Below are 24,397 nucleotides of genomic sequence, written 5' to 3' on the forward strand. Positions count from 1 at the left end.
TATTGGAGTCCCGCTGAACGAACTTTAATTGGGAACTTGCAAACCGACTATGGTAAAATAAAAGAGTATAAATAGGACGAGTGACAGGCGGGTGTAACGATGCACGGGAAAATATTAGTGGTCGACGACGAACAGCCCATTGCAGATATATTGAAATTCAACTTAGAAAAAGAAGGGCATCAGGTAATCTGTGCGTTTGACGGTGGTGAGGCGGTACGCCTTGCCTTCGAAGAGCAGCCAGATTTGATCTTGCTCGATTTAATGCTGCCTGTAAAAGATGGCATGGACGTATGCCGTGAAGTACGGACGCGTCTGCAAATGCCGATCATTATGCTGACAGCCAAAGATACAGAGATTGATAAGGTGCTAGGCCTCGAGCTTGGTGCTGATGATTATGTAACGAAGCCGTTCAGCACACGCGAGCTGCTTGCTAGAGTGAAAGCGCATCTGCGCCGGCAGCAGAAATCAACAGAAGCAGCAGCTGCTTCTGCGGACAATGCTTCTGCTGATGGCAGTCAAGGTGCTGATGAGAAGCAGGGCCTGAAACTGTTTAATCTGTTTATTGATACGGATATGTACGTGGTCTACAAGGACAACGAACCGCTTGACCTCACGCATCGCGAGTATGAGCTTGTCTATTATATGGCGCGCAACAGCGGCAAAGTAATGACACGCGAGCATTTGCTGCAAGCGGTATGGGGCTTTGAATATTTCGGTGATGTGCGTACGGTTGATGTGACCATTCGCCGCTTGCGGGAGAAGATCGAAGATGATCCAAGCCGTCCCGAATATATTATGACCCGCCGAGGCCTTGGTTATATGATGCGTAATCCGAAGTCGGGAGGGCTCGGCTACGCATGAGCGGTCGGCGGTTTTTTCGCACCATTCAAGTAAAGCTAGTTATTATTTATCTCCTGCTTATTCTGGTCGCGATGCAGCTGATTGGCGTTTACTTCATCAGTACGGTGAAGGCATCGCTAACGGATAACTTTACGACCAATATGAGGGAGCAGGCGGATATTCTCTCTAAGCTTGCGGCGCCTAATTTATCGGTTAAGCCAACAAGCGACAGTGAAGCGAATACGGAGAGCACAGAAAACCTGAGCCTTGTCGTCCGTAATCTATTCAGCATCAGCGGCACGGAGGTGCAGGTGCTGGATGGGAACGGACGTGTCGTTGCGACTTCACTGCAGGTGCCGGAATCCTATATCGGGAAGAAGAATACGTCACTTGCGGTAAGCCGTGCGTTAACCGGCATTTCGGATAATGAAGAAGAGATAATTGATGAGAACGGTATTCGTAAAAAGATTATCGCTCTTCCTGTCACTTATAACGATAACGATAAGGTCGTAGGTGCGGTCTACATGGTCGCATCTATGGACAGCTTGTACGATACAGTGAACCGGGTTAACCAGATTTTCTTCTCCGGTACACTTATCGCGCTTGGCCTCACGGGTATTCTCGGCATTCTGCTGGCCCATACCATTACGAGTCCAATTCAAGGGCTGACGAGGCAGGCGGCCGCAGTGGCGGATGGGAAGTTTGATCTTCAGGTGCCGGTTCTTGGCGATGATGAGATTGGCAGGCTTAGTCTAGCCTTTAATGATATGACCATTCGGCTGAAAGAGGCGCTCTCGGTAAATGAGGAGGAGAACGAGAAGCTCGCCTCCATTCTGTCGAATATGAGCGACGGTGTGATTGCGGCTGATGAGAATGGCAAGGTGATTGTCTGGAACCGGCGATCACTCGAGATGCTGGATGTTCGCACCTGCGAAGGCTGTAATCTGCCTGACCTGCTTGGCATGCAGGAGCAGAAGTACCAGGAGCTGCAGCAGGGGCGGGAGCAGACCGTCATCTTATCACGCGAGGATGATGAAGAACCAGGCGACGATGATGCGGAGGGCATCCTCCGCGTGACGTTCACGCCTATTCACCGCCGAGACAAAGGGATTACAGGGACGATTGCGGTGCTTCAAGACGTTACCGAGCAGGAAAAGCTGGAGCAGTCACGCCGCCAGTTCGTTGCGAATGTCTCGCATGAACTGCGCACGCCGCTCACCACAATTAAGAGTTACGCAGAAGCACTTAACGACGGTGCGCTTGATGAGCGGGAATTGTCGGAGCGATTCGTTGGGGTTATCCGCAATGAGACCGAACGGATGATCAGGCTTGTTACCGACTTGCTGCATCTGTCGCGGCTTGACTCCAATCAAGCACCGCTCCGGCGGCGGAAGACCAACATCCATGAGATGCTGGACGAGGTGACGGACCGCTTTTCCTTCCAGCTGCGACAGAAGAACATTCGGGCGATGATTGTTGTCGACCGCGATTTGAAGTCGGCATGGCTGGATCGTGACCAGATTGACCAAGTGCTTGATAATTTAATATCGAATGCGATCAAATATACACTTGAAGGCGGGGCGATTGAGTTCAGCGCCCATAAGCAGGATGCCGGTACGATCGCGATCAGCGTGAAGGACACAGGTATTGGAATTCCGAAAAAAGATTTATCTCGTATTTTTGATCGATTTTACCGGGTGGACAAGGCTCGCTCACGTAATATGGGCGGCACTGGCCTAGGCTTATCCATTGCCCGGGAAATCGTTAAAGCGCATGGTGGCACGATTTCGCTTAAGTCGGAGCTGAACGAGGGCACGACTGTGACGTTCACGCTGCCTGTGCTGCAAGAGGAAGGTGAGACCGCATGATGGAGAAAGCGAAGACGCTCCTGCTCGTTATGCTGGTTACTCTCAGCTTGATCCAATCGTATATTCTCGCTTATAGCATGCCCGGTCTTGGCGCAACGGTTAAGACGGATCAGGATTATGTTAAGTTGGATCCGCTGGGCAAAAAGACAAGTGTGGAAAATGTTATTTTCCCAGAGGAGATCGTCATCCACTTTGGCGGCAACGAACATACCGTGTTATACCCGGGAACAACGTTTTACAATATGATTTTGAAGGATCGTATTCAGGGCCGTGAATTTAAAGGGTTCCAACGGAATCCGGCCAATATGCTCAACTGGGATGAAGTGCGGAAAAACGATATTGGCGTGGAGTTGCGGTTCCAAAACGGCATTCCGGTAGAATTGCTCAAGAAACTGCTCAAAGTACAGGGAGATTTGCTCTTCCTAGGTGAAATGATTGACCGGATCTGGATCTTCAAGGCGACCGATTCAGAAGAGGTCAGAACTTTCTTCTTTAGTAGCGATGGGCAGAAGGTATACGAATCCACACAGGCCGACCTCACGGTTCGTGACGTTCAGGACTATGTCGGCTTTGGTGAGTATCAGCCGAAGTACCAGATGACGACAGACGGCATTTATTTGCCGAAGCAGCCGATCCAATCCGTGCAGATGGTGTTCCCTTATGAGATTTACTCCTCCGAGCTGATGCAGCAGATGTACTTTGATCCGGCGACTACAAAGGCACTGTATGACCGAAGCGGCTCGCAGATTTTTACGGACGGTAAGCGTGGTCTGCAGATTGAGCAGAAGGGCATGTGGATGATCTATACGAACCCGGCCGCCTCGCAAAGTGAGGAGAATCTGCTCAGTGAGAACGTGTTTTCTTCGATTGAGTTCATTAACGATCACGGCGGCTGGGACGGTATACACCGTTTCATCAATCCGGGGATGAACGTGGAGAGCAAGACTGGCAAATATGCAGAGTTCCAACAGTACGTAGATAACTTACCGATTATTGAAACGAAAGATTTCCAATATGGCAGTATAAGGCTGACGCTGCAGCAAGGTGTGGTGACGGAATACAGCCGATCCTTGATTACGCTAGCGGAGAAATCCAAATCAAGAGAAGCAAGATGGCTGCCAGGCGGAGCGCAGCTGCGTAATACGCTTGATCACTATGACCGTCGTTCGGAGGTTGTCCGTCTGTTCCCTGCACTGAAGGCGGTGCCGCTTGAGAACAATGAACTGAAGTTTATCCCAGTGTGGGCGGTTCAACTCGAGGATGGTACGCAGGAGGTACTGACCGAAGCATATCCAGTTGGCTTTGTCCCGCAGGAGGCAAAGAACCTGACTGGATTAGGGAATACGTCCGATACGGGGAAAGAGACAGGTACGGATGAGGTAGATTCCAAAGATCAAGAGACAGCATCCAAGGATAACGACAGTAACAGCTTGTTTGAGGGTTCGAATCAATTACAGGATTCAATAGCACCGGATAAGGGTAGCAAGGAATAAGTCTGCAGGAGCGGAGGCGAAAGATCAGGTGGATTGGGGCAGGGCGAAAAGCGTGCTTATTATATCGTTTCTGCTGCTTAACGTATTGCTCGGCTATCAAGTGTGGTCGAACGTCGGCGAGCAGCTCAATGCCAATAAGAATTCGGCAGAGCTGCCGACCGAGACATACACCTTTATGAAGCAGAAGGGAATCGAACTTTCCGCAAATCTGCCGGTCGAGACACCAAAGCTGCGGGATTTGACGTATATGCTGCGCAGTGGCCCTTTCGAGGAGCTGCCGGAGACGAAGCTGGATACGCCGGTAGACAGCCGGATTATTTTCTCCGAGAAGGATTTGATCAAGACGCTGGGCAGCCAGATTATTGACCTCGATAAATATAAGTTTGACCCGGCGATGACTAGAGACGGTGTATTCGTACTCTATCGCATGGCGGATAACCGCCCGATGTTCGATGTGAAGCTGGAGCTGTACTACAGCAATCAGAAAATAACCGGCTTCCGTCAAGTTCGGATCGATCTGACGGGACCAGGCGAAGCCAAGGTACAGATGGTACTGCCGGCCTCGAAGGCGATGGCGCCGTTCATTGAGCGGAACCTGCCGGACGGTGCAGTGATTACCGACATTCAGCTTGGTTACCATGGTCAAGTGTTTGATACAGAAACGCAGGTATCAGCGCCTTATTACCGGGTGCTGCTGGAAGACGGGAACGAGTATTATATCCATGCGATTAACGGGGAAGTCGCACAGGTGAAGGAAGACGTACAGCAGGACCGCATTCGTTAGTATAGGGCGCGGATGTGCAGGGTGAAATAGAGGTTTGTGTTCATGGGAGCAGGGGAAGGGAAGAATGATGGGACTTACGTTTACGGTGCTGGGAAGTGGATCTACAGGCAATGCGACGATTGTAAGCAACGGGGATAAAATGGTGCTGGTGGATGCCGGCCTAAGCATGAAAAGACTAGATGAGCTTATGCGAGAGCAAGGTGTAGCTGGTCATCAGCTGGATGCGTTGTTCGTTACACATGAGCACTCCGATCATATTAAAGGGCTTGGCGCCTTCGCACGAAAGTACGAGCTGCCGATCTTCGCTAATGTTGGAACATGGGGCGGTATGGAACGTCATGTGGGTACGATTGCTCCGGAGAAGCGGGTTATTATGGAGACCGGTGAGATGCTGAGCTTTGGCACGATGGAAGTGCGCTCTTTTCCGATCTCTCATGACGCGGCGGAGCCGGTTGGTTATACGTTCGTGGATAATGGAGAGAAGCTGAGTCTCGCAACCGACCTTGGTTATATGAGTGATAAAGTAAGACGGGAAATTATCGATTCCGATGTGCTTGTCCTGGAGTCGAACCATGATACGGAGATGCTCCGCATGGGACGTTACCCGTGGAACATTAAGCGCCGGATCTTAAGTGATATCGGACATTTGTCGAATGTTGCCGCTGGTGAAGCGTTATGTGAGCTTCTGACGGATCGGACGAAGAGGGTGTATCTGGCCCATCTAAGTCTGGATCACAACTTGATGGATCTTGCGATGCTGACGGTGAGGAATGTGTTAGAAGACAACGGAATCTTTTTCAAAAATGATGAGAACCCGCTGCGTGCGACTTACCATGACAGACCTACTGCATGGGATGAAGTGAGGCGGAAATAAACGAGTCCAGCTGATTATCCAGCTCGTCGGCTTTGGCGTTCAGCTCTTCTCGGGTGAGCAGACCCTTGTCCACTAGAAGCTCAAGCATAGCACTGAGGGTGAGGACGGTACGATAGTGATCTTCCTTCAAATCAGCCAGCTTGGCTGCTAATTGGACTTGCTCCCAGGGGGAGAATGGTTTTGTTTTCATAGATACGGTTCGCTCCTTATTCGTTATGATGGAGGAGTGCAAAGAGAATCTATTATTATTGTAGTCAACTCTTACGAAAACATTCTTAAAATATGAAAAATAGTCTTGTTGCATTTCAAAGGCAAGCATCGAAAGGAGAGCGGTAACGATGGGATTGTTTGATGACGATTTCTATTCGACAAAAGTATCAAGGCGCGTTCGTACCACTTCTTCGAGGGATGAGTTTGCCTTCTCTAATAAAAAAGGTATGCGGAGCTGGTCCAATGTCCGTGTTGCGTTCGTGGCTTCCTTCACTAGTGCTGTGGCAGCCGTGCTTCTGTTCGTGCTTGTCTTTGGAGGAGGCGGCTTTGGACCAGGTTCGCATCCGGCAAGCGTATCGGCTTCTGGCAGTACATCGCTTGAACAAAGGACGATTCAAGCTTCGGCCAAGGTCCGTCCAGCCGTTGTCAGTGTCATTAATGAGCAGACTGTTCCGTATGGGCTAATGCCGGATACAGGCAGCACCGAGGATGGGACAGGCAGTGGCAATGACAGTCAGGTGCAGGGATCGAAGCAGGAAGTAGGCGTTGGTTCAGGTGTCATCTTCAAGCTCGAGAATGGCAAAGCGTACATCATTACAAATCATCATGTTATCGCGAATGCAGAGTCTGTGAAGGTGCTGCTGGTGAATGGTGAGAAGCGGGAAGCGAAAATTGTCGGCAGCGACCAGATTACAGATCTTGCGGTGCTCGAGATGGATGGCAAGGACATTAAGACGGTAGCCGAGATCGGCAAATCGTCGAAGCTGCAGCCGGCTGAATTCGTACTTGCGATTGGTAATCCCCTTGGACTTGGCGACTCACTGGCGATGGGCATCGTAAGCAAGACGCATCGGATCGTGCCGGTGTCCTTGAACGAGGACGGCGTGTACGACTGGCAGCAGGAAGTAATCCAGGTGAATGTGTCAATTAACGAAGGCAACAGTGGTGGACCACTTATTAATATGGATGGCAAGGTCGTAGGTATTAACAGTATGAAGATTGCTGAGGTTGGCGTAGAGGGCTTAGGTTTCGCCATCCCAATCGACAATGCGATGCCGATTGTAGACAGCCTGATGGAGAAGGGATATGTATCCCGTCCTTATCTTGGTGTCTACACGGTAGATTTGGAGCAGTATTTCGCCCAGCAGCAGATGACAGATCAGCCAGCGGGCGGTGACACGAAGGCAGGTAAAGGTGAAGGTTCAGCTAATGAGGATTCGGCTGAGGTACAGGATCTACCGGATTTGAAGCTGCCTGATGAGGTGCTAGATGGAGTAATCGTGCTTGAGGCGGTTGGGCCTGCGAAGGAAGCGGGGCTGGCGCTTAACGATGTCATTGTGAAGCTGGACGAACAGAGTATCGGCAGTACAATGGAGCTTCGCAAGTATCTGTACGATCAGAAGAAGATTGGTGACGACATAAAAGTTACCTTCTACCATGACGGAAAGCTGAAGACAGCATCGTTCAAGCTTGAGGAAAAGACGAAGGATGAATAGAAGTTGAAGGGCTGCGCTGACAGGAAACTGTTGGCGCAGCTTTTTTTTTGTCCCCGACTAAAGTCTAACCCTCGAACCATCCTCTGGAAGGTTTATGGTAATCCTTTGCTGCCTTAAACTGAAGGTAAGATAAACGGAGCGAAGAGGTATAGAGAGGGAGAGAGCACTTATGAATAGAGGATGGGTAAGAAATACGATTGGAGTGATTCTTGTGGCGATCGGAATTATGGCATTATTTCAGTATCAATTCGGAGGCTCAAAAAGCAAGGATTACGAGCATACGCTGAAGATGGATGAACTTAAGGAATTCAATATTTCGGCTGACAGCCTAGGCTTTGAGATTAACTTTGTTCCGAGCACGGACGGCAGTAATTCGATCCATTTTGAAGGAAGAGCGAAGCAGGAGATTATCGACCAGATCAAGAGTGCTAGTGCGGAGGATGGAACGCTGAATCTACGCTTGAAGGAGAAGTGGCATATTGGATTTTTCGACTTCTCTTCCCTTAACGATAAGCAGGTTGTAACCGTATCGCTGACGGAGGAAACGAAGAAATCGCTTGAATCATTCAAGCTGATCAGCGATTCTGGCTCGATTAAAGTGAACGATGCAGCTGCATTGGACAGCGTGATAGAATCTGACTCGGGCAGTATCAGGCTAAGCGGCTTCCTAGGCAATACGCTGTCTGCGAAATCAGATTCGGGCAGTATTAAGATCGACAACTTCGAAGGCAGCGACCTCTCCATGACTTCGGATTCCGGAAGCATCCATGCGGGAACGGTTCGTGCGAAGCTGAAGGCTTCTTCTGACTCCGGCAGCATTACGATAGATCGTCTGAGTGGCGCTGCTGAAGTGAAGTCCGATTCCGGTTCCATCCGGATTGTGAAGGACGATACGTCTGGCGCCGATGTGAAGAGTGATTCGGGTAGTGTGAAAATCGAGGTGCCGGCTGCGTTTGGCGGCTCGTACGACTTGAAGTCCGATTCGGGCTCCGAGCATGCTCCAGATCCAAAAGGTACTTCGAGTGAAGTAATCAAAGTCCGTACGGATAGCGGAAGTATTCGGGTGACCCGGCCGTAAGGAGTGAAGCCGCACGAGCAGGATAACTGCTGGTGCGGCTTTTTTTTCCTAGTAGACAGGTAAGGCGGTAACGGTGGAGTAATAAGACCCTCTTGGGGTCTTATTACGTGCTTGTTGAACGCTTTGTGATGAGATAGGACCCTGGTAGGGCTTTATTGCTGCGACTTGGGATTGAAATGGATTGAAACTGAGAGAAAATAATAAAATAAGGCCCTCTGGGGGTCTTATTGGGCATCGCAGGCATGGGAAAAGAGCGGATAAGACCCTCCCAGGGTCCTATTGGTAGCGGGATAGCTAGCCGCTCCGCGGAGCGTAGAGCATAATCGCGACACCAATGATACAAACGGCGGCACCGATCCAGTCATAGAGATCGGGCGCTTTTTTGTCGATGAGCCAACCCCATAGGACGGCCAAGATGATAAAAACACCACCATAAGCTGCGTAAACTCGGCCAAAGGAGGGAAAGCTTTGCAGGGTTGGGATAATGCCGTAGGCAAGCAGAATGATGCCGCCGACAATGCCATACCAGAGTGGCTTCGCTTCGCGCAGCCATAGCCATACAAGGTAACCACCGCCGATCTCAGCAAGGCCGGCAAGCAGGAAGAGAACAAGTGCAATAAGCAAGGGAAATACTCCTTTTTCAATAAGGTATTAATGATTTGTTATTTATTATAGCGGGATGGATCACAGAAGGAAATGAAAGGGAGAATCGGACAAGATACTTCACATCGGCTGGCTAGTTTGCTATGCTAGTTATAATAAACAACATTGAAGAGGAAGCGAACTACGAATGTATTGTGTATGCAAACAGCATGTGGAACTGGCGATTGATAAATTTGTGGACGAGTATGAGGATGCACCGGATATTGTAGACTTGAAGGAAACGGAATTTGCGGACTGGGATCCGCCGCGCAGCTGTGATCTGTGCGGAGACGCAGCCGCTGAGTTCCTAGTGGTATAGCCGCGTGTGAACGCTAAGAAGGCTGACATCTCTCTACCGGAATATCCGGTGAGAGTTGCCAGCCTATTTTCATTTGATCGGCTAAGACCTTTCCACATTTGGGTGAGTTTTGTTATGCTGAAGGGAAATTGAACTTACATAAGGGATGAACAATCATGCATATACAGATAGCGGCAGTTGGTAAGCTGAAGGAAAAATATTTGGTGCAGGGCATAGCAGAATATGCCAAGCGGCTTGGGCCGTACGTGAAGCTTACGCTCACGGAAGTGCCTGATGAGAAGGCGCCGGAGACGATGAGCCCGGCGGAGGAAGCGCAAGTGCGCGAGCGGGAGGGGGAACGGCTTCTAGCGCAGCTGAAGCCTGACGCCCACGTCGTGGCGCTCGCGATTGGCGGCGAGCTCTGGTCCAGCGAGGATCTCGCGGACCAGCTCGATAAGCTGGCCACGTATGGCAAGAGCCACGTGGCTTTTGTTATTGGCGGGAGCACAGGACTCGCTCCCGCGGTGCTGCAGCGCGCCCAGCAGAAGCTCAGCTTCGGGCGCATGACACTGCCGCATCAGCTGATGCGGCTGGTGCTGCTCGAGCAAGTTTATCGCGCGGTGAAGATTAACCGCGGTGAACCTTATCATAAATGAGGCGAAATTTTTAACCGTCTTATCATTCATTGAATCAAAATAATAGAACCGAACGTTGAGCGGCAACGAATGGATCATGGCGGAGACAAGTTGTAATTATCGCTCGATGTTAGAGCGCATACTTCGGGATGAAGGCATCCCGTACAGGATTGCACTGGAGCTCGGCAATCCGGAAGCGATCAAGCGAAGCTTGTCGGCCGGCTCAGGCGTTGTGCTTCTGCCGCGAATGGCGGCGAAGGAAGAGATCCTTCGCGGCGAGCAGCTTACCGTACTGCCTATTCGCCATCCTGCGATCCAATTGAGTTTATTGCTCGGCCTTCGGCCCCAGAAGTGGATCTCTCAACCGCTTCGGACGTTTATGGAGAAGATTTGAGAGTAATTCAGTCGCTTGCTGCGCCGGGTGCGGTTTCGTTAGGGAAGGACCGGTAGCCAATGAGGCCTACTCCCAGCGCCAGCAGGGTGAGACCTGACGCGAACAGATACAGGTTCACGATGCCGAACAATTCGGCAAGAAGGGCCATGAGGAGCAGCGAGATGCAGAATGTCAGATGTAGCAGTGAGGCCTGAGCGGACAGCACGTTGGGCAACCGCTCTTGGGCTACGCTGCGCTGAATCAAAGTGCGCCGGTTGACGATCGACAGCTCGGCGAACGGACCCATCAGCAGCGCAAGAATGAGCGCAATAACGGGCTGGGTATTTAACGAGTAGAACACGGTCAGGATACTGTATCCGGCCATGCCGATCAGCATGGCTGCCAGATAGCGGCTCCCGATGGACCGCGCCAGCGCAAGTACCAGCAAACCCCCGCTAACCGTCCCAGCGAAATACGCCGCATTAATGAAGCCCCACCACTTTTCGCTCTGCCCAAGCGCCGTTTGCACGAACGCGAGCGTAAAGGCGCCGACCCAGACGGACCCGCCCAGCATGTCGATTAATTCCATAAGGGTAAGCAGCCGCAGACGCGGTATCCGCCAGATCATGATCCAGCCTTCGGTCAAGGTGTGCCATTTGGACGACAATGGCGCGGTTGTGTTCTTTTCGGGTAAAGCTTCGGTCTGCCGATGTACGGACGCGACTTCGGCCGGCTCCTTGATGCCTAACGTTAGAGCTGCCGCTATTCCATAGATAACCGCCGTCAGCAACAGCGCGTTACCGGCGCCCAGCCATGCGACAATAACGCCGCTCATCCCCCAACCCGCAAACTGCACCACCTGGTCGCTTACGCTGATGAGGCTGTTTGCCTTGAGCAGGCCCTGCTCATGAGCGACGAGCCTTGGAACAAGGGCGTTACGAGTTGGAACTGTCCATCCGTCAAGGAAGGACATGATAAATATAAGCGCAAAAACAAGAACAAGCGAAGAATCGTTCTCGTTAAGCTGCAGGTATACGGCCAAGCATACGAACAACAGAAATTGGCCCGTCTGTGACAGGAACAGCAGGGCGGGCAGCTTGAAGCGGTTGACCATCAGAGGTGCGATAAGGCCGCTCAGGATTTGGGCGCCGCTGCGCATCAGCGGCGTGAAAGCTGCCGATACCAGCGATTCGGTTTGGTTCAGCACCAGCACCGTTAGCGCCATAATGTAAAGTACGTCTGCAGCGTTCGCTGCGGTTTGGGTGGTCCATAGGAAATAGAAAGGCCGGGTTATGGTCGATGATTTCATTGTAGGTCTGACCTCCGTTAGAATCGGGCTATTTCGGGTTGTAATCTTCCCTGGGGACGCAGGAAGAGCTTTACAGGCGGTAGTTATGGTCCATTATTTGTCCCCTAGCACATCTACTCTCTCCTGTAATCCTTCTATAACTTCTTTCGGTATTTCCCTGACCCTGATATCTCCACCTAAGAAAAGCAGCCAGTTTGTTATTTCAGTCAATTCCTCCGCATGATGCACATTGATGAAAGTCTTTAAAATAGCCGTGGTCTGATAAGGATTCGTGTATGAAATTGTAATTTTTAATGGATGGTACTTTTTAAACTGGGCAATCGCCTTGGGACCAAGTTCGAGGACCAGGTTGATGGCCTCTTCCTGCTTGCTTAGCTGTTCTACTATCTTCTTCTTGCTTATTCTTTTTTTCTCGGGGGATGGTTTGACATCGGTGAGATTGTCGACTGGAATAATCCGCCTCTTTTCCTCCGCTAGGTCGAAGCCTTCAATTTGCCAAGAGCTTTTCTCACGATATAGGCGCATGAGATAGATGGGATAGGACTTTATTTCCCTTCCCTCTTCGACGGAAACCACTAAGTAGCAGTCTACAAGAAGGGTTTGGATGAGTTGTTCTAACATAGGATGGGGCAGATCAGATAGATCAAGCAGGTCAGGATTGTGGGGGTTGGTACCTTCGAAGAGCAAGATTTGATTTAACAGAACAAGATCATCTTGCTGGTTTTGAGAAATGAGGCCGAGCAGTTTCTCGGCTAAAGAGTGGCGACTCTTGAGATAAGGAAGTTGTAGATTTCGTGTGGCCATGAAGGCGATAAATAGCGCTTTAATCTCATTATCGGTAAAGCGGACAGTGGGCAGGACGGAGTTGTTCATCACGAAATAACCCCCGTCCCTTCCGACTTCGGCGACTAGAGGCATTCCCATTGCTTCAATTTCCCTGATATCTCGAATCGCCGTTGAACGTGAGATGTTAAACTCATGCATGATTTCCGAGATGGTAAAATGGGCGCGGTTGTTGATGTACCGCATGATGATGTTAATCCGTTCTACTTTTTTCATTGGGCCCTCTAAACAGTATCATATTTTGACATGATTTATCGTTATTATAAACCTATCAAGAGGAAAAACAAATGACTTGATCAAATCAAAAAGGAGCTGGGAATGATGGCAGCATATACCCTTGAGGAAAAAGGCGGCTTTAGCGTACTAGGCATTGGAACGGAACTGAAGAGCGATTACACGGACTATGCCGGCATGAACAAGGAGAAGGAAAACCTGTGGCGGACAGTGGAGCAGGATGGAAGGCTTGACGCTTTAAAGGCTGTCGCTGCGAATAACTACATCTTTGCTGTAAACGAATTGGTAAACCGCAAGAGGATGTATTATGCCGGTGTCATGACAGAAGCATCGGTGTCGGAAGAACACAGAGTGATCCAATTCCCTAAGGGACAATACCTCGTCATTCAAGGCGAAGGGAAGACGGCTGATGAGTTGAGCAGCATGCTTACCGGCATTGCCTTCGGTCAGGTCTTGCCGGAAGCGAATAACTTCGCTTATGTCGGCGGGCCCAATGCAACGGTTGAGATGGGGCAGCGAGACGGCCTTATATATGGTGAAATGTGGATTCCAGTTGTGAAGAAGTAAACGAGATCAAAGGAGGAATGGGTATGAGTACGATTATCGGTAATGAAAAAATCGCGAAGGTTGAATCCCGTCCTATTGCAAGGACGGCCGCTTATTGGACCGTCACAATCTTTCTCGCATTCTCTATTGCATTAAGCGGGATCGGGCAATTGATGCGATATGGAGGCAATGTCGATTTGGTGACCGATATTGGTTTCCCGTTATATATCACGAACATTCTCGGGACTTGGAAATTGCTTGGAATCATTGCGATCGTCATACCAGGTTTTCCCCGGCTTAAGGAATGGGCTTACAGCGGTATCTTTTTTCTAATGACGGGTGCGGCTTTATCTCATGCGTTCGCTCATGATTACGGCGATGGCGGATTCCATATTATTCTTCCGCTTTTCTATGCCGCGCTTGGCATCGCCTCCTGGGCGCTTCGTCCGAAAAGCCGCAGACTCTAATGGAGAGTGAAATGAAACTGCACCACATGTTGACATGATTTATAGTTATAATTAGCCTATCAAGTAAATAAACAAATCAATTGATCCATTCAAAAAAAGGAGCTAGGATGATGACAACGTATGCCTTTGAGGAAAAAGACAGCTTTATCGTTCTTGGTATTGGAACAGAACTGAAGAGCGATTACACGGATTATGCCGGCATGAACAAGGAGAAGGAAAACTTTTGGCGGGCAGTGGAGCAGGATGGAAGGCTTGACACGTTAAAGGCTATCGCAGCGAACGACTATATTTTTGCTGTTAACGAAGCGATAAATCACAAGATGATGTATTATGCTGGCGTCATGACAGATTCATCGATACCGGAAGAACACAGAGTGATCCAATTCCCTAAGGGACAATACCTCGTCGTTAAAGGTGAAGGGAAGTCGGCTGATGAGTTAAGCAGTATGCTTACCGGCATTGCCTTTGGTCAAGCTTTGCCAGCAGCCGATAATTACGCCTATGTTGGCGGGCCTAATGCAACGGTTGAGATGGGACAGCGAGACGGCTTTGTATATGGTGAAATGTGGGTTCCGGTTGTAAATAAGTAAACGAGATCAGCAGGAGGAATGAGGATGTCCTATATCGTTGATTTTAAAAATGTGGCTAGGGTTGGTTTAGAGTCTTCACCAGTAGCAGAAGCGCTTGCTGGTTTACGTGCTAATGAAGCCCGTTACTTTATGAACAAATACAAGCATGAATTTACGGTCGTACCAGCCAGCGAAAGCCAAGAGACGCTTGATTATGTGAAACGAGTTTTAAAAGAAGAACGTGGTATTGAGTTTGCGGCCCAACCGCTAGAAACGGCGCGTTTCCAAGTGGAAAATATCCAATTTGCCTACGTTTTTTATGAGGATGGTCTAGCGGTCAACGTCATGTATACGGTGGATGATCCTAAGAAGCGGGCCGTTGGATTTAAGCTTTCTGAGGAGATGGAAGTACCTAAGGAGTTGGAAGAGAAGAAGTTCAAATTTGCAAGACAGAAGTCCAAACTGGCTGGGACAATTCGAGGTTCGTTCTTCGTCATTAAAGGAGAACATTGAAGCAATCAACGCTAAGGCACCCGTTAGGGTGTCTTTTATTTTGCGATAAAATTCGCCGATAGAACCGTTACGGCGAACCGTACCATAAGTAAGGGCAAAATGATCGGTTACGGACAGTTGTTCGTTCAGGATGTATTCCTTTTAAACGAGCGACTTAACTTCCCGTCGAACCTCTTCGACAATCTTCCGAACCGCTTGATCAATTTGTTCCGGCAGCACGAGCGCGACGCTCATGCGCAGAAACTTTTCCCGCTCCAAGTAATCGGATAAATAAAACCTCTTCCCCGGGACGACGATGATATCATTTGCCGCAAGTCGCTCGACGAGGCGTTCCAAATGGACGGTCTGCGGCAGCTTAATCTGGGCATACACGCCGAACTGAACATCCGCTACGCCGAGCAGGCCTGCATCGTCATAACGGATGACCGCCTCGCGAAGCGCACGAATCCGTGTTTCGTATTGCGTGATGATTTTACGCTTATGTCGGTCGTACATGCCGTTCTTTAAATAAACCTCGAGCGTAGCTTGAGAGAGCAGCGAAGTGTCGGCGAACCGTTTGTAATGGCGAAATGACTCCAGTAGCTTTTCCGGGAGAACGGCCGCACCGAGTCGGAGGCCTGGGAAAATGATTTTCGAGAAACTCTTTAAATAGACGACGTGCGACGTGTCATTATAGGCGTAAATCGGATCGCATCCTGGTTCTTCGCCAAGATCGGGCATATAATCGTCTTCCACGATATACACATCGTATTTGCTGGCCAGCTTTGCGATTACTTTGCGCGCCGCCACGTTATGCGAAGTGCCTAGCGGGTTGTGATGCCTCGTCATCGTATAGAAGAACTTGATGTTGCCAAGCTTGAATAGCTCTTCCAGTTCCCGCAGATCGATGCCGGCCGCCGTACGGGCGATGCCGCATACCGCATGGCCCTCCGCCTCAAGTACATCTATAAAATTATCATAGGTCGGCTGTTCGATTAGAATGTTCGATTTTCCGTTAGGAAAAGGCATCTTCGTCAAGATCTCGAGCGCCTGTTGAATACCCGAAGTCACGATGATTCTTTCTGCCGAGGTAAATACTTGATCTCCGGCCAGATGGGCAACAAGTGTATGTCGGAGCTCTTCGAGCCCACGCGAATCGCCGCAGACAAACAATTCGTGCTTGTACGTATCGAGCGCTTTGTTCATGCAGTGTTGAAAATCCAAATACGGAAATACACTGGGATCGGGCGATGCGGACGAGAAATCGAGCTTCTTGACCGTCGTATCGCCCGAGAGGGTCTTCCGTTTCTCGACAACGTAATAGCCGCTCTGGGCAATGACATAAATGGCGTGGCGTTTCTCAAGCTCTGCGTAGGCCCTCTTAATCGTGCTGACGCTGCAATCGTACAGTTTCGCGGCGTCGCGGACGGAGGGGAGTTTTTGCCCCGCAACAAACTGCCCTTCATTGATTTTCTGCTCAATGTGGTCCCGAATATCTGCGTATCGGATCATGGATTCGCCTCGCTCTCTTACTCTCATTATAGGCGAGACCGCCAACTGTATCGACACAATTTGGAAAAAATGCGATTGTACCACGACCATGCTTGAATTACCATTCAGATAGCAAACCACTCTTTTAAGGAGCTGATTAATCCATGTTATCCCAAACAAAATCCGATGTTACATCCATCTTCCGTGAACGTCATTCCGTTAGGTATTTCGATCCTTCCTATTCCCTCAGCGAAAAAGAGATCAAGGACCTGTTGAAACTTGCAGGCAGCGCCCCGTCGTCCTGGAATCTGCAGCATTGGAAATTCGTCGTTATAAACACAGCCGAGGCCAAGGAGCGGTTGCTTCCGATCGCAAGCAATCAGAAACAGGTCGTCGACGCATCCGTCACGATCGCGGTTCTCGGGGATCTGGAGGCCAACCGGAATGCAGAAGCCGTGTACCGCCCCATCGTTCAGGCCGGACTTGAAGACACGTATGCAGGTTATGCATCGTATCCGATTATGATCGGTCAGATCGAAAGCGCATATGGTCATGCAGCGCCGACCTATCGGCGGGACGAGGCAATCCGCAACGCTTCGCTTGCCGCGATGCAGCTGATGCTGGCTGCAAAAGCAAAAGGTTTCGATTCGGGCCCAATGGTCGGCTTCAATGCCGACGCCTTCGTTGAAGAATTCAACGTCCCGCCCCGGTATGTTCCCATCCTGCTTATCGCTATCGGCAAAGCGCTGAAGCCGGCTCGACCGACTACCCGCTTTTCTACAGAGCAGACGATCGTTTGGAACGGATTCGACCCCGATGCCGCTTCGTAAAGCGGCACCGAAAAGCAGATTCGTCGCTGTAGTCAGATAGATGAATCAGACTATCAAGGCACCCTAAGAGGGTGCCTTTCGATTTCGCCCTATAGTTGATACGTTGAACCTTATCACAAGTAACGGCAAGTTTTTTTTGCGTAATTCCTTTAAGATAAAACTGGGCTTTCTATAATATAGAAGGAATTGTTAAAAGGCATAGCAGATGTACACTCATTGCATGATTCTGGTGGAAACGACGATCGGGATTGTAGATGGTTGTAAACAGTGTTACGCTAACAACGGTAAACTAAAATGTATGTTCTGCAGTACAGCTTGTAATAGTCACTATTTTAGTTATAAAGAAAGGTAACACTATGATAAAAGTTGATAAATTATCCTTCTCATTTCCACAAAAAGAACTATATAAAGGCATTTCATTTACGCTCGAAGAGGCACAACATTGCGCTTTTATAGGAACAAGTGGCAGTGGAAAAAGTACTTTAATAGATATACTGATGGATCCAGAGAGATATTTGTTCGAGGGCAAGTTAGAAATGGATCCGACTTTCGAAATTGGGTATGTAAGTCAATTCTCGCAACTTGACAGAACGAAAGAAACAACCGTTTTTGAATATATCGGAGAACAATTCATTAAGATACAAGATGAAATACAATCTATTTGTACTGAAATGGAAACATCATCGGATATTGAGCCGTTACTCGAAAAGTATCAATTAGCTTTAGACGCATTTGATTCAATCGGTGGGGAAGATTTTGAAAGCAACATTAATAAAAAGCTAAATCTAGCAAACCTCATGAAGCTAAAAGATCTAAAGGTATCCGACCTGAGTGGTGGGGAATTCAAACTCATTCAAGTGATGAAGGAAATGCTTAATAGCCCAGACTTAATGATAATGGACGAACCAGATGTATTTTTAGACTTTGAAAACCTAAATGCGCTAAAAAATCTTATTAATGCTCACAAAGGAATACTGCTAGTTGTTACGCACAACCGATATCTGTTGAATCATTGCTTTAACAAAATTTTACACCTTGAAAACATGGAGATCCAAGAGTTTGATGGGCGATATATTGATTATAATTTCTCATTACTTCAAACTAAAATTGAGTTGCAAGAACTCACAGTCGCTGAAAAAGAAGAAATTGAAAGAAACGACAACATCATCAATAATCTAAGAGCTATCGCAACTTATAATTCAGAAGCCTCTAGAGGCAGAGCGTTAAAAGCTAGAGTTAGGTTTCAAGAGAGATTGGAAGCGCGTAGACTTAAAGCGCCATTTGTTGATATTAAGCAGCCGACGATCAGTTTCGGTATTGATAATGAAATGGAAGAAGACACCACGGTTATAAGTGTCAGTAATTATAGTGTTGCCTTTGATGAGTTGCTCTTAGAAAATGTTAACTTTGAGATAAAATCTACGGATAAAGTAGCCATTATCGGTCCAAACGGTACCGGGAAAACGACTTTACTCCGCGAAATCTTTAACAATAATAATGATTCAATTGAAATAAATGCTGATGTTAAAGTGGCTTATTTATCTCAGATTCAAGGCGAAATGCTAAAGGATTCTAATACAATACTAGAAGAATTCATCGATGCTGGGTTTAAAACTTATGATGAGATTAGATCTTATATTTCCAACTATGGCTTTGAAGGAGAAATCGTTAATCAAAAGATAGAGTCTTTATCTGGTGGAGAAAGAAATATGCTTCAATTGGCTAAAGTTTCTGCCAGTAAAGCAAACGTATTGCTTCTTGATGAACCGACGAGCCATTTAGACACCTATACACAAATAGCACTGGAGAAAGCCATTGAAGATTATAAAGGCGCGATCCTCATGATATCTCATGATTTCTATTCTGTTGTAAATGGTATGGATTATGTATTAATCATCGATGATAAGACGATTAGAAAAATGACTATGAAAAAATTCAAACAGATGATTTATGCTAGGCATTTTGATAAAGGCTATTTGGAAACTGAACAAAATAAAAAATCAATTGAAATGAAAATAGAATTGGCTTTAAAAGATACTAATTTTGAACTTGCAAAAGGTTTAGTTGATGAGCTAGAAGAGCTGATTAAGTTGCTTTAAAATAAAAAGACACTGATGGATAGAATCTCAGTGTCTTTTTATTGTATTGATTTCTTTGTGCAGCGCCTACGCTTGCATCTCGGTTATCCATTCATGAAACATCTTATCTAATAACAATATTTCCGCCTTTTGGCTGATAGCATGGTTCCCAAGCTTTACATCAATGATAAAATCATTGCTCAGCATCTGACGATAACGGGAAATAATATCACTCTCGGGCAGTTCTCCCATTGCCTTCGTTTCAGGTGGGATTACCGGAATTCCGGCTTGCTCTACCAGGTGAAGGTTCTGTTTTATATCTGAGGCAATCTTGCTTAGAATGTTTACACTTCTTGCTGTCTCAATATCCACCATTCCGTCATTCGTGTAGAAATGCTTGTTGACGATAGCCAACGCAATATGCGATATATGGAATGCCAGAATGTCTTTTTGGATTTCATAATGCAAATTGACTGATTCGAATAGTTGGGCAAGTTCTTTCACTCTTTCAGTCGTCCGTCCATTTATTTCACCAAAAATGGTTCCTTGATGTTTTTCGGAACCAAATTGGGCGTATAGAACATCCTCTTTGATGTCTCCACCCGCACCTGGGAATCCTGGGAGTAGTCGGTCTCCCACGATTTCAAGCCAGCTGTCATATCCTATGGTGTTGGTCAAAGTGACAATGGTTTTGCTCTTATTGTTCTTGATTGCAGTTAGGGAAGATTTGGCCTGATCATATCGTACGGGAACAAAGATATAATCATAAATGTCGTCATTCTCAAGCGTGTCTATCGTCTTGACCGATATTTGCTTGACCGTTCCATTGTCGTTGTATGACAGTCCGTTCCTTTTAAGTGCCTCCAGCCTCTTTCCTCGTGCCAGCAAGGTTACGTCCAGTCCGTATTGTGCAAATCGGAGTGCGTATACACTGCCAACCACGCCGGCGCCAAATATCAGAAGTCGATAGGGCTTGGTGTTCAATAGAATCCTTCCTTTCAAATAAATAGTCATAAATGGTTTAAGCAGCACCTGTTAGATAAGATGATAATGCTGCATGCTTGTGATCTCAACCGGCAGAGTTAGTTGAAAGTTGCTTAGGCAACACATTGTTATAATTGATGTTTACCGAGGAGATATTGAAATGGTAAATCAGGAAGATCCGAGGGTGCTGCGCACACGACAATTAATTAAAGAAGCGTTCAGAGATTTGTTACTGAGAAAAAGATTCGATGCCATCACCATCAAGGATATCGCGCAGAAAGCAACCATTAACCGAGCCACTTTTTATGCCCATTTTGAAGATAAATATGCTTTGCTGGACGAAGTCACCGAACAGGCGTTCCATGAGATGATTCCGGAGCAAGTGGCGAATGCACGGGAGTTTACGGATGAAATATGTGACCAGCTAATCTTGCAGACGCACCGATACATCGTGGATTTTTATCAGACATGCAGAATGGATTCCAAGCCAATGGCTACGCTTGTCGATGAGAAAATAAAGAAAATGCTGCTGCAAACCATAGAAAGCATCTTTCTAAAAGGAGCTACGCATCTTGACATGGACAGTCACTCTATTAAAGTCATGGCGGCCATGACAGGTTCGGCGATCTATAGCGCTGCGCATTATTGGTTAAATGTTGAGGACAAAGATCGAACTGATGGGCTTGTAGACATTGTTCGTCCTTATGTCATGAACGGCCTAGGGTTGTATCGCAGTGGTGATAAATAGACATGCAGCTTTTGTGATTTTGGACAAGTGAGTCAAACTATTTATAAATCTTGACGGGGAGATAAGAGATGCCCTTTGCGGCGAGCAGAAATCAGCATAGGGATAGCGATTAACAGGCTGATGATGACAGGTATTATCGAGCCTTCTAGGCCAAATTTGCCTCCAGTGAGAAGGGCCGGGCCCGTAACTTCGACTGTGAAAAGTCCGGAGGAGGGGTGGCCTGAGACGGGGATACCCAAGAGTCCCTCTATTGTATTCCAGAGAAAATGGAGGCTAACGATAAACCAAACATTGCGCCGCCATAGGAATGCTGAACCCAGCAATACGCCAGCTTCAATGGTAATAGAGAGGCCACCCCAAATGGTAGCTCCGGGGTTGCCCAGGTGAGCAATCCCGAAGAAGAGGGAGGTCAGGGTCAATGCGAGCCAGCTTCCACCCATTCTTTCAATAGCTTGAAAGGCAAGTCCCCGAAAGATCAATTCCTCTATGAAGGCAGCGACGAGTTGCGTTGCGATGACAGACCAAACGACAGAGCTGGTGTTAACGTCGGCCCACTCGAATGAATACCCACCGAATAAGACGATGGGGGCTGTTGAAACGATGATAAAGATAAGGCCGACGACAGCACCAAAAATAACTTCCTTTACCGCACGCCGTTGGAGCAGTAGTTCAGGAACCGTTCGCCGCGCCAGGAACCTCATTGTAAGCCAGTAGATAGCCATCGCAACGGCGCTTCCGATAAGTGCTAGCAAGACGGCCCCTAGTGCATTCGCATCTTCTGATAACCTGCTGAATATCACATTGGTGAGGACGATCCCCAGCGCGCCCACGAGCATCCAGATGAGGGGGAATCGGAACAATGCAACAATCGCAGGCGTTCTCCGAGCACTAAGGGCCTCAATGTTGGATGTCTTCCTTTTTCTTATCATAAGTGATCACATCTCTTCCTTTGACAGATTTACGATATAAGCTTCAATATCACAGGCTACAATTCACACTATAGTTGAAAAAAGTCATGCGTTAGCAGTGCCGTTCAGTCATATCGTGGTCATATGACTTTGGCAGAATAAAAGCCGACATCCGTTACGATGTCGGCTTTGAGCTGTGCTATGGCATCTTTTCATTATTCCGTAGGGTGTATTCTTATAGGATCGATAATCATTCCTGTTTCCCTGGCCTTATAGGTAGCTTCTCTTCTTCCTTTTACATTCAATTTCGAATAAATATTAGAGATGTAATTTTTAACCGTACCTTCACTAAGGAATAATGCCTTAGCAATATCCTGATTACGCAGCCCTAACGCCAGTTTATGAAGAACCTCGACCTCACGGGCGCTAAGACCGAATTCGTTGTTTTTCTCCAGTGTTTCAGGCTTCAAGTCGCTTGTATCCATAGCCGGTGGAACCCCATTTTTCAGCATGCTTTTGATCATTTTGTCTGCCATTTCCGGCGAAATGAGCGTGCCTCCTGTATGAACCACCCGTATGCCGGCGATAAGGTTTTTGGGATGGATGGCTTTGAGCAGGTAGCCTTCAGCTCCATGGCTTAACGCTGCCAGAACATACTCGACTTCCTTGTACGAAGTTAGAATAATAATTTTCGTTAACGGGAATCGAAGTTTGATCTTCTCTGTAGCAGCAACGCCGTCCATAATAGGCATATTAATATCCATAAGGATGAGATCGGGCTGGGATGCCGCACAGTGGTTGATAGCTTCCTCACCATTCTTCGCCAATCCCACAATCTCAATATCGTCTTCCATTTCTAGTACGATATTGAGGCTTTCCAGGATCAATTCCTGATCATCAACGATGAGTACTTTAATTTTCATCATACAGCTTATCTCCCTTCAGTGGAATTTCACACCTGACTTCAGCGCCGACGACCGCTAAGGCGGAGATGGAGAAAGTACCTCCCAGCATCTCCATCCGATTCTTCATGTTTGTTAGGCCGAACCCGTACTCTACCTTATCCAAGGGTATTCCATTATTTCGAATGGACACAAGCAAGGCTGATGGGGAAAAGCGGAGACTGAGCTCGATTTCCGTAGCCTTTCCATGCTTGAGGGCATTCGTAAAAGACTCTTGTATCACCCGAATGATCGACTGTCGCACATCGAAACGAAGGATACGTTCTGTTCCTTCCAGCGTGAGACGAATGACCGTTCCGGTATATTCTCGAAAGCTGTCGATGAGTCCATCGGCATGTTTTACTAGACTTATATTCTCTTCCTCCCCCATCTTGTGCACGATGCCCCTCATTTCATCCAAATTCTGTTCCGTTAGTCCTCTTATACGAATCAATTTCTCTTTAGCTAGATCCGGTTTTTTGTCTAGAAGCGCAATAGCAGCATCCAGACTCATAATAAGGGAAATAAATGAGTGTCCTAACGTGTCATGCATCTCCTTGGACATACGATTTCGTTCTTCTAGCAGAGTCATTCGTTCGATCTCTGCCGCATATAGGGTCAACAATTTATTCTGATCATCAATTTCTTTAGCTAATTGATTCTTCTCATGATAGGCTTTGGCGATGAAGTTGACCCATACCCCGATCAATGAGAAGAGAAGGTTATCTGAGCTTGAACCGAGTGCGAGATCCCATGTAACCTCTCCGAATACCATGCTGGTAAAGGGTAGTAATAAGAGCACCGGCATAGCCCAAGTGGTCTTCCTAGTCAATAAGTAACCGATCGTAAGACTCGGAATGAGATAGTCGATACTCCCTAACTGATCCTCCTGCATGAATGATGTAAAATAATAAGATCCGCCTAGCAATAGTTCAAGGAAGATGAACCATTCCTTGTTTTTCCTTAGTTGAGGAAACCAGAATAGGATGGGAATAAAAAAGGCTGCCAAGACCCAAATCATGTTCACGAGCAATCGAGACGAATATTCATTGTCCATTAAAATATGAACGCACAGCAAAACATAATAATAGGACCGGAGCCCAAATATCCCCCAATCCATCATATTAAAAACTTTCTTCATAGGTATCCTTCCTTACTCAGCATAACAAATGGTTTTTCCTTAATTATACATGAAGTAAGGAATCTCAATGGTAATAAAAGGTTTATAAATCTGATATGCTATCCGCCGAGAGGAAGTGCTGAAAAATGGTTAGTGCGTTTCTTAATTTGGGGCTTTCTCTACAACAGAGAAAGCCCTTTTTGTCATGTTGTCTCTTCGTTTAATCTCACTTTCTTCAAAAATCTA

At 47.6% G+C, this 24,397-nt stretch carries 26 protein-coding genes; 17 read left to right on the forward strand and 9 right to left on the reverse strand.

All coding sequences use genetic code 11. The features are described from left to right. Positions 1-99 precede the first annotated feature (99 nt). From yycF to FHS17_RS25320, 5 genes are all read left to right on the forward strand, one after another. Complete coding sequence (gene yycF, locus FHS17_RS25300; RefSeq protein WP_167281256.1) at positions 100-861, forward strand: response regulator YycF; 762 nt, start codon at positions 100-102, stop codon at positions 859-861. After that, complete coding sequence (gene walK / locus FHS17_RS25305) at positions 858-2,708, forward strand: cell wall metabolism sensor histidine kinase WalK (RefSeq protein ID WP_167281259.1); 1,851 nt, start codon at positions 858-860, stop codon at positions 2,706-2,708. Before yycF ends, walK begins: the two co-directional genes overlap by 4 nt. Further along, positions 2,705-4,201, forward strand: coding sequence for a two-component system activity regulator YycH (yycH, locus tag FHS17_RS25310; RefSeq protein ID WP_167281261.1), 1,497 nt, complete (start codon positions 2,705-2,707; stop codon positions 4,199-4,201). The genes walK and yycH overlap by 4 nt, the downstream gene beginning before the upstream one ends. 28 nt (positions 4,202-4,229) lie before the next feature. Then, positions 4,230-4,985 (forward strand): two-component system regulatory protein YycI, encoded by a 756-nt coding sequence (yycI, locus tag FHS17_RS25315; RefSeq protein ID WP_167281264.1) that lies wholly within the window; start codon positions 4,230-4,232, stop codon positions 4,983-4,985. A 67-nt stretch (positions 4,986-5,052) separates the two neighbouring features. Then, a complete protein-coding gene (locus FHS17_RS25320; protein WP_167281676.1) occupies positions 5,053-5,859 on the forward strand; it encodes an MBL fold metallo-hydrolase in 807 nt (268 codons plus the stop codon). Here the strand turns inward: FHS17_RS25320 and FHS17_RS25325 are convergent. Beyond that, positions 5,828-6,049: a hypothetical protein gene (locus tag FHS17_RS25325; RefSeq protein ID WP_167281266.1), complete on the reverse strand. Its 222-nt coding sequence runs from the start codon at positions 6,047-6,049 to the stop codon at positions 5,828-5,830. The genes FHS17_RS25320 and FHS17_RS25325 overlap by 32 nt on opposite strands. A gap of 148 nt (positions 6,050-6,197) precedes the next feature. Between FHS17_RS25325 and FHS17_RS25330 the strand changes: the two genes are divergently transcribed. Then, positions 6,198-7,565: a S1C family serine protease gene (locus tag FHS17_RS25330; RefSeq protein ID WP_167281269.1), complete on the forward strand. Its 1,368-nt coding sequence runs from the start codon at positions 6,198-6,200 to the stop codon at positions 7,563-7,565. 169 nt (positions 7,566-7,734) lie between these two features. Next, entirely contained in the window at positions 7,735-8,643 is a 909-nt protein-coding gene (locus tag FHS17_RS25335; RefSeq protein WP_208420567.1) for a DUF4097 family beta strand repeat-containing protein, read from the forward strand. 294 nt (positions 8,644-8,937) lie between these two features. Here FHS17_RS25335 and FHS17_RS25340 read toward each other — a convergent pair whose 3' ends face one another. Next, entirely contained in the window at positions 8,938-9,267 is a 330-nt protein-coding gene (locus tag FHS17_RS25340; RefSeq protein WP_167281272.1) for a YnfA family protein, read from the reverse strand. Between the two features lie 166 nt (positions 9,268-9,433). On the opposite strand from FHS17_RS25340, the gene FHS17_RS25345 reads away from it, so the two are divergent. The 3 genes from FHS17_RS25345 to FHS17_RS25355 all read left to right on the forward strand — a co-directional run bounded on the left by FHS17_RS25345 (position 9,434) and on the right by FHS17_RS25355 (position 10,612). Continuing rightward, a complete protein-coding gene (locus FHS17_RS25345; RefSeq protein ID WP_167281275.1) occupies positions 9,434-9,604 on the forward strand; it encodes a CxxH/CxxC protein in 171 nt (56 codons plus the stop codon). Between the two features lie 155 nt (positions 9,605-9,759). Beyond that, positions 9,760-10,239 carry a 23S rRNA (pseudouridine(1915)-N(3))-methyltransferase RlmH gene (rlmH, locus tag FHS17_RS25350; RefSeq protein ID WP_167281277.1) on the forward strand — a complete coding sequence of 160 codons (480 nt, stop codon included), beginning with the start codon at positions 9,760-9,762 and terminating at the stop codon, positions 10,237-10,239. 55 nt (positions 10,240-10,294) lie between these two features. Beyond that, complete coding sequence (locus FHS17_RS25355) at positions 10,295-10,612, forward strand: LysR family transcriptional regulator substrate-binding protein (protein ID WP_279590392.1); 318 nt, start codon at positions 10,295-10,297, stop codon at positions 10,610-10,612. Between the two features lie 7 nt (positions 10,613-10,619). Here FHS17_RS25355 and FHS17_RS25360 read toward each other — a convergent pair whose 3' ends face one another. Both FHS17_RS25360 and FHS17_RS25365 read right to left on the reverse strand, forming a co-directional pair. Continuing rightward, on the reverse strand, positions 10,620-11,900 hold the full coding sequence (locus tag FHS17_RS25360) for an MFS transporter (protein ID WP_167281282.1): 1,281 nt from the start codon (positions 11,898-11,900) through the stop codon (positions 10,620-10,622). A 93-nt stretch (positions 11,901-11,993) separates the two neighbouring features. After that, positions 11,994-12,959, reverse strand: a complete 966-nt coding sequence (locus FHS17_RS25365; protein ID WP_167281285.1) for a helix-turn-helix transcriptional regulator — start codon at positions 12,957-12,959, stop codon at positions 11,994-11,996. Between the two features lie 105 nt (positions 12,960-13,064). Here FHS17_RS25365 and FHS17_RS25370 point away from each other — a divergent pair, with 105 nt between their 5' ends. From FHS17_RS25370 to FHS17_RS25385, 4 genes are all read left to right on the forward strand, one after another. Then, on the forward strand, positions 13,065-13,544 hold the full coding sequence (locus FHS17_RS25370; RefSeq protein WP_167281680.1) for a GyrI-like domain-containing protein: 480 nt from the start codon (positions 13,065-13,067) through the stop codon (positions 13,542-13,544). Between the two features lie 23 nt (positions 13,545-13,567). Then, entirely contained in the window at positions 13,568-13,990 is a 423-nt protein-coding gene (locus FHS17_RS25375) for a DoxX family protein (protein ID WP_167281288.1), read from the forward strand. Between the two features lie 110 nt (positions 13,991-14,100). Next, positions 14,101-14,580 (forward strand): GyrI-like domain-containing protein, encoded by a 480-nt coding sequence (locus FHS17_RS25380; protein WP_167281683.1) that lies wholly within the window; start codon positions 14,101-14,103, stop codon positions 14,578-14,580. A 24-nt stretch (positions 14,581-14,604) separates the two neighbouring features. Beyond that, positions 14,605-15,072 (forward strand): phage tail protein, encoded by a 468-nt coding sequence (locus FHS17_RS25385; protein WP_167281290.1) that lies wholly within the window; start codon positions 14,605-14,607, stop codon positions 15,070-15,072. Positions 15,073-15,213: 141 nt separating this feature from the next. Here FHS17_RS25385 and FHS17_RS25390 read toward each other — a convergent pair whose 3' ends face one another. Further along, positions 15,214-16,563, reverse strand: a complete 1,350-nt coding sequence (locus tag FHS17_RS25390; protein ID WP_167281685.1) for an aminotransferase-like domain-containing protein — start codon at positions 16,561-16,563, stop codon at positions 15,214-15,216. 143 nt (positions 16,564-16,706) lie between these two features. Between FHS17_RS25390 and FHS17_RS25395 the strand changes: the two genes are divergently transcribed. Together FHS17_RS25395 and FHS17_RS25400 are read left to right on the forward strand one after the other, a co-directional pair. After that, the gene (locus FHS17_RS25395; RefSeq protein WP_167281293.1) at positions 16,707-17,372 is read left to right on the forward strand and encodes a nitroreductase family protein; all 666 of its coding nucleotides are present in this window, start codon (positions 16,707-16,709) and stop codon (positions 17,370-17,372) included. 356 nt (positions 17,373-17,728) lie between these two features. Next, a complete protein-coding gene (locus tag FHS17_RS25400; RefSeq protein WP_167281295.1) occupies positions 17,729-19,471 on the forward strand; it encodes an ABC-F family ATP-binding cassette domain-containing protein in 1,743 nt (580 codons plus the stop codon). A 66-nt stretch (positions 19,472-19,537) separates the two neighbouring features. Here the strand turns inward: FHS17_RS25400 and FHS17_RS25405 are convergent, their stop codons facing one another. After that, positions 19,538-20,434, reverse strand: a complete 897-nt coding sequence (locus FHS17_RS25405; RefSeq protein ID WP_167281297.1) for a ketopantoate reductase family protein — start codon at positions 20,432-20,434, stop codon at positions 19,538-19,540. A 160-nt stretch (positions 20,435-20,594) separates the two neighbouring features. Between FHS17_RS25405 and FHS17_RS25410 the strand changes: the two genes are divergently transcribed. Next, positions 20,595-21,182 carry a TetR/AcrR family transcriptional regulator gene (locus FHS17_RS25410; RefSeq protein WP_167281299.1) on the forward strand — a complete coding sequence of 196 codons (588 nt, stop codon included), beginning with the start codon at positions 20,595-20,597 and terminating at the stop codon, positions 21,180-21,182. 41 nt (positions 21,183-21,223) lie between these two features. Here the strand turns inward: FHS17_RS25410 and FHS17_RS25415 are convergent, their stop codons facing one another. The 3 genes from FHS17_RS25415 to FHS17_RS25425 all read right to left on the reverse strand — a co-directional run bounded on the left by FHS17_RS25415 (position 21,224) and on the right by FHS17_RS25425 (position 24,172). After that, the gene (locus FHS17_RS25415; protein WP_243865539.1) at positions 21,224-21,904 is read right to left on the reverse strand and encodes a CPBP family intramembrane glutamic endopeptidase; all 681 of its coding nucleotides are present in this window, start codon (positions 21,902-21,904) and stop codon (positions 21,224-21,226) included. A gap of 401 nt (positions 21,905-22,305) precedes the next feature. Further along, positions 22,306-23,016, reverse strand: a complete 711-nt coding sequence (locus FHS17_RS25420) for a response regulator transcription factor (RefSeq protein ID WP_167281304.1) — start codon at positions 23,014-23,016, stop codon at positions 22,306-22,308. Further along, positions 23,003-24,172, reverse strand: a complete 1,170-nt coding sequence (locus FHS17_RS25425; protein ID WP_167281306.1) for a sensor histidine kinase — start codon at positions 24,170-24,172, stop codon at positions 23,003-23,005. Before FHS17_RS25425 ends, FHS17_RS25420 begins: the two co-directional genes overlap by 14 nt. Between the last annotated feature and the right edge of the window lie 225 nt (positions 24,173-24,397).

Origin of the sequence: Paenibacillus lupini, assembly GCF_011761355.1 — a bacterium.
GTDB lineage: Bacteria > Bacillota > Bacilli > Paenibacillales > Paenibacillaceae > Pristimantibacillus > Pristimantibacillus lupini.

Coding starts and splice junctions, on each gene's coding strand:
- yycF (WP_167281256.1), top strand. CDS start 100: ATGCACGGGAAAATATTAGTGGTCGACGACGAACAGCCCATTGCAGAT.
- walK (WP_167281259.1), top strand. CDS start 858: ATGAGCGGTCGGCGGTTTTTTCGCACCATTCAAGTAAAGCTAGTTATT.
- yycH (WP_167281261.1), top strand. CDS start 2,705: ATGATGGAGAAAGCGAAGACGCTCCTGCTCGTTATGCTGGTTACTCTC.
- FHS17_RS25320 (WP_167281676.1), top strand. CDS start 5,053: ATGGGACTTACGTTTACGGTGCTGGGAAGTGGATCTACAGGCAATGCG.
- FHS17_RS25325 (WP_167281266.1), bottom strand. CDS start 6,049: ATGAAAACAAAACCATTCTCCCCCTGGGAGCAAGTCCAATTAGCAGCC.
- FHS17_RS25330 (WP_167281269.1), top strand. CDS start 6,198: ATGGGATTGTTTGATGACGATTTCTATTCGACAAAAGTATCAAGGCGC.
- FHS17_RS25335 (WP_208420567.1), top strand. CDS start 7,735: ATGAATAGAGGATGGGTAAGAAATACGATTGGAGTGATTCTTGTGGCG.
- FHS17_RS25345 (WP_167281275.1), top strand. CDS start 9,434: ATGTATTGTGTATGCAAACAGCATGTGGAACTGGCGATTGATAAATTT.
- rlmH (WP_167281277.1), top strand. CDS start 9,760: ATGCATATACAGATAGCGGCAGTTGGTAAGCTGAAGGAAAAATATTTG.
- FHS17_RS25360 (WP_167281282.1), bottom strand. CDS start 11,900: ATGAAATCATCGACCATAACCCGGCCTTTCTATTTCCTATGGACCACC.
- FHS17_RS25365 (WP_167281285.1), bottom strand. CDS start 12,959: ATGAAAAAAGTAGAACGGATTAACATCATCATGCGGTACATCAACAAC.
- FHS17_RS25370 (WP_167281680.1), top strand. CDS start 13,065: ATGGCAGCATATACCCTTGAGGAAAAAGGCGGCTTTAGCGTACTAGGC.
- FHS17_RS25375 (WP_167281288.1), top strand. CDS start 13,568: ATGAGTACGATTATCGGTAATGAAAAAATCGCGAAGGTTGAATCCCGT.
- FHS17_RS25380 (WP_167281683.1), top strand. CDS start 14,101: ATGACAACGTATGCCTTTGAGGAAAAAGACAGCTTTATCGTTCTTGGT.
- FHS17_RS25385 (WP_167281290.1), top strand. CDS start 14,605: ATGTCCTATATCGTTGATTTTAAAAATGTGGCTAGGGTTGGTTTAGAG.
- FHS17_RS25390 (WP_167281685.1), bottom strand. CDS start 16,563: ATGATCCGATACGCAGATATTCGGGACCACATTGAGCAGAAAATCAAT.
- FHS17_RS25395 (WP_167281293.1), top strand. CDS start 16,707: ATGTTATCCCAAACAAAATCCGATGTTACATCCATCTTCCGTGAACGT.
- FHS17_RS25400 (WP_167281295.1), top strand. CDS start 17,729: ATGATAAAAGTTGATAAATTATCCTTCTCATTTCCACAAAAAGAACTA.
- FHS17_RS25410 (WP_167281299.1), top strand. CDS start 20,595: ATGGTAAATCAGGAAGATCCGAGGGTGCTGCGCACACGACAATTAATT.
- FHS17_RS25415 (WP_243865539.1), bottom strand. CDS start 21,904: ATGGCTATCTACTGGCTTACAATGAGGTTCCTGGCGCGGCGAACGGTT.
- FHS17_RS25420 (WP_167281304.1), bottom strand. CDS start 23,016: ATGATGAAAATTAAAGTACTCATCGTTGATGATCAGGAATTGATCCTG.
- FHS17_RS25425 (WP_167281306.1), bottom strand. CDS start 24,172: ATGAAGAAAGTTTTTAATATGATGGATTGGGGGATATTTGGGCTCCGG.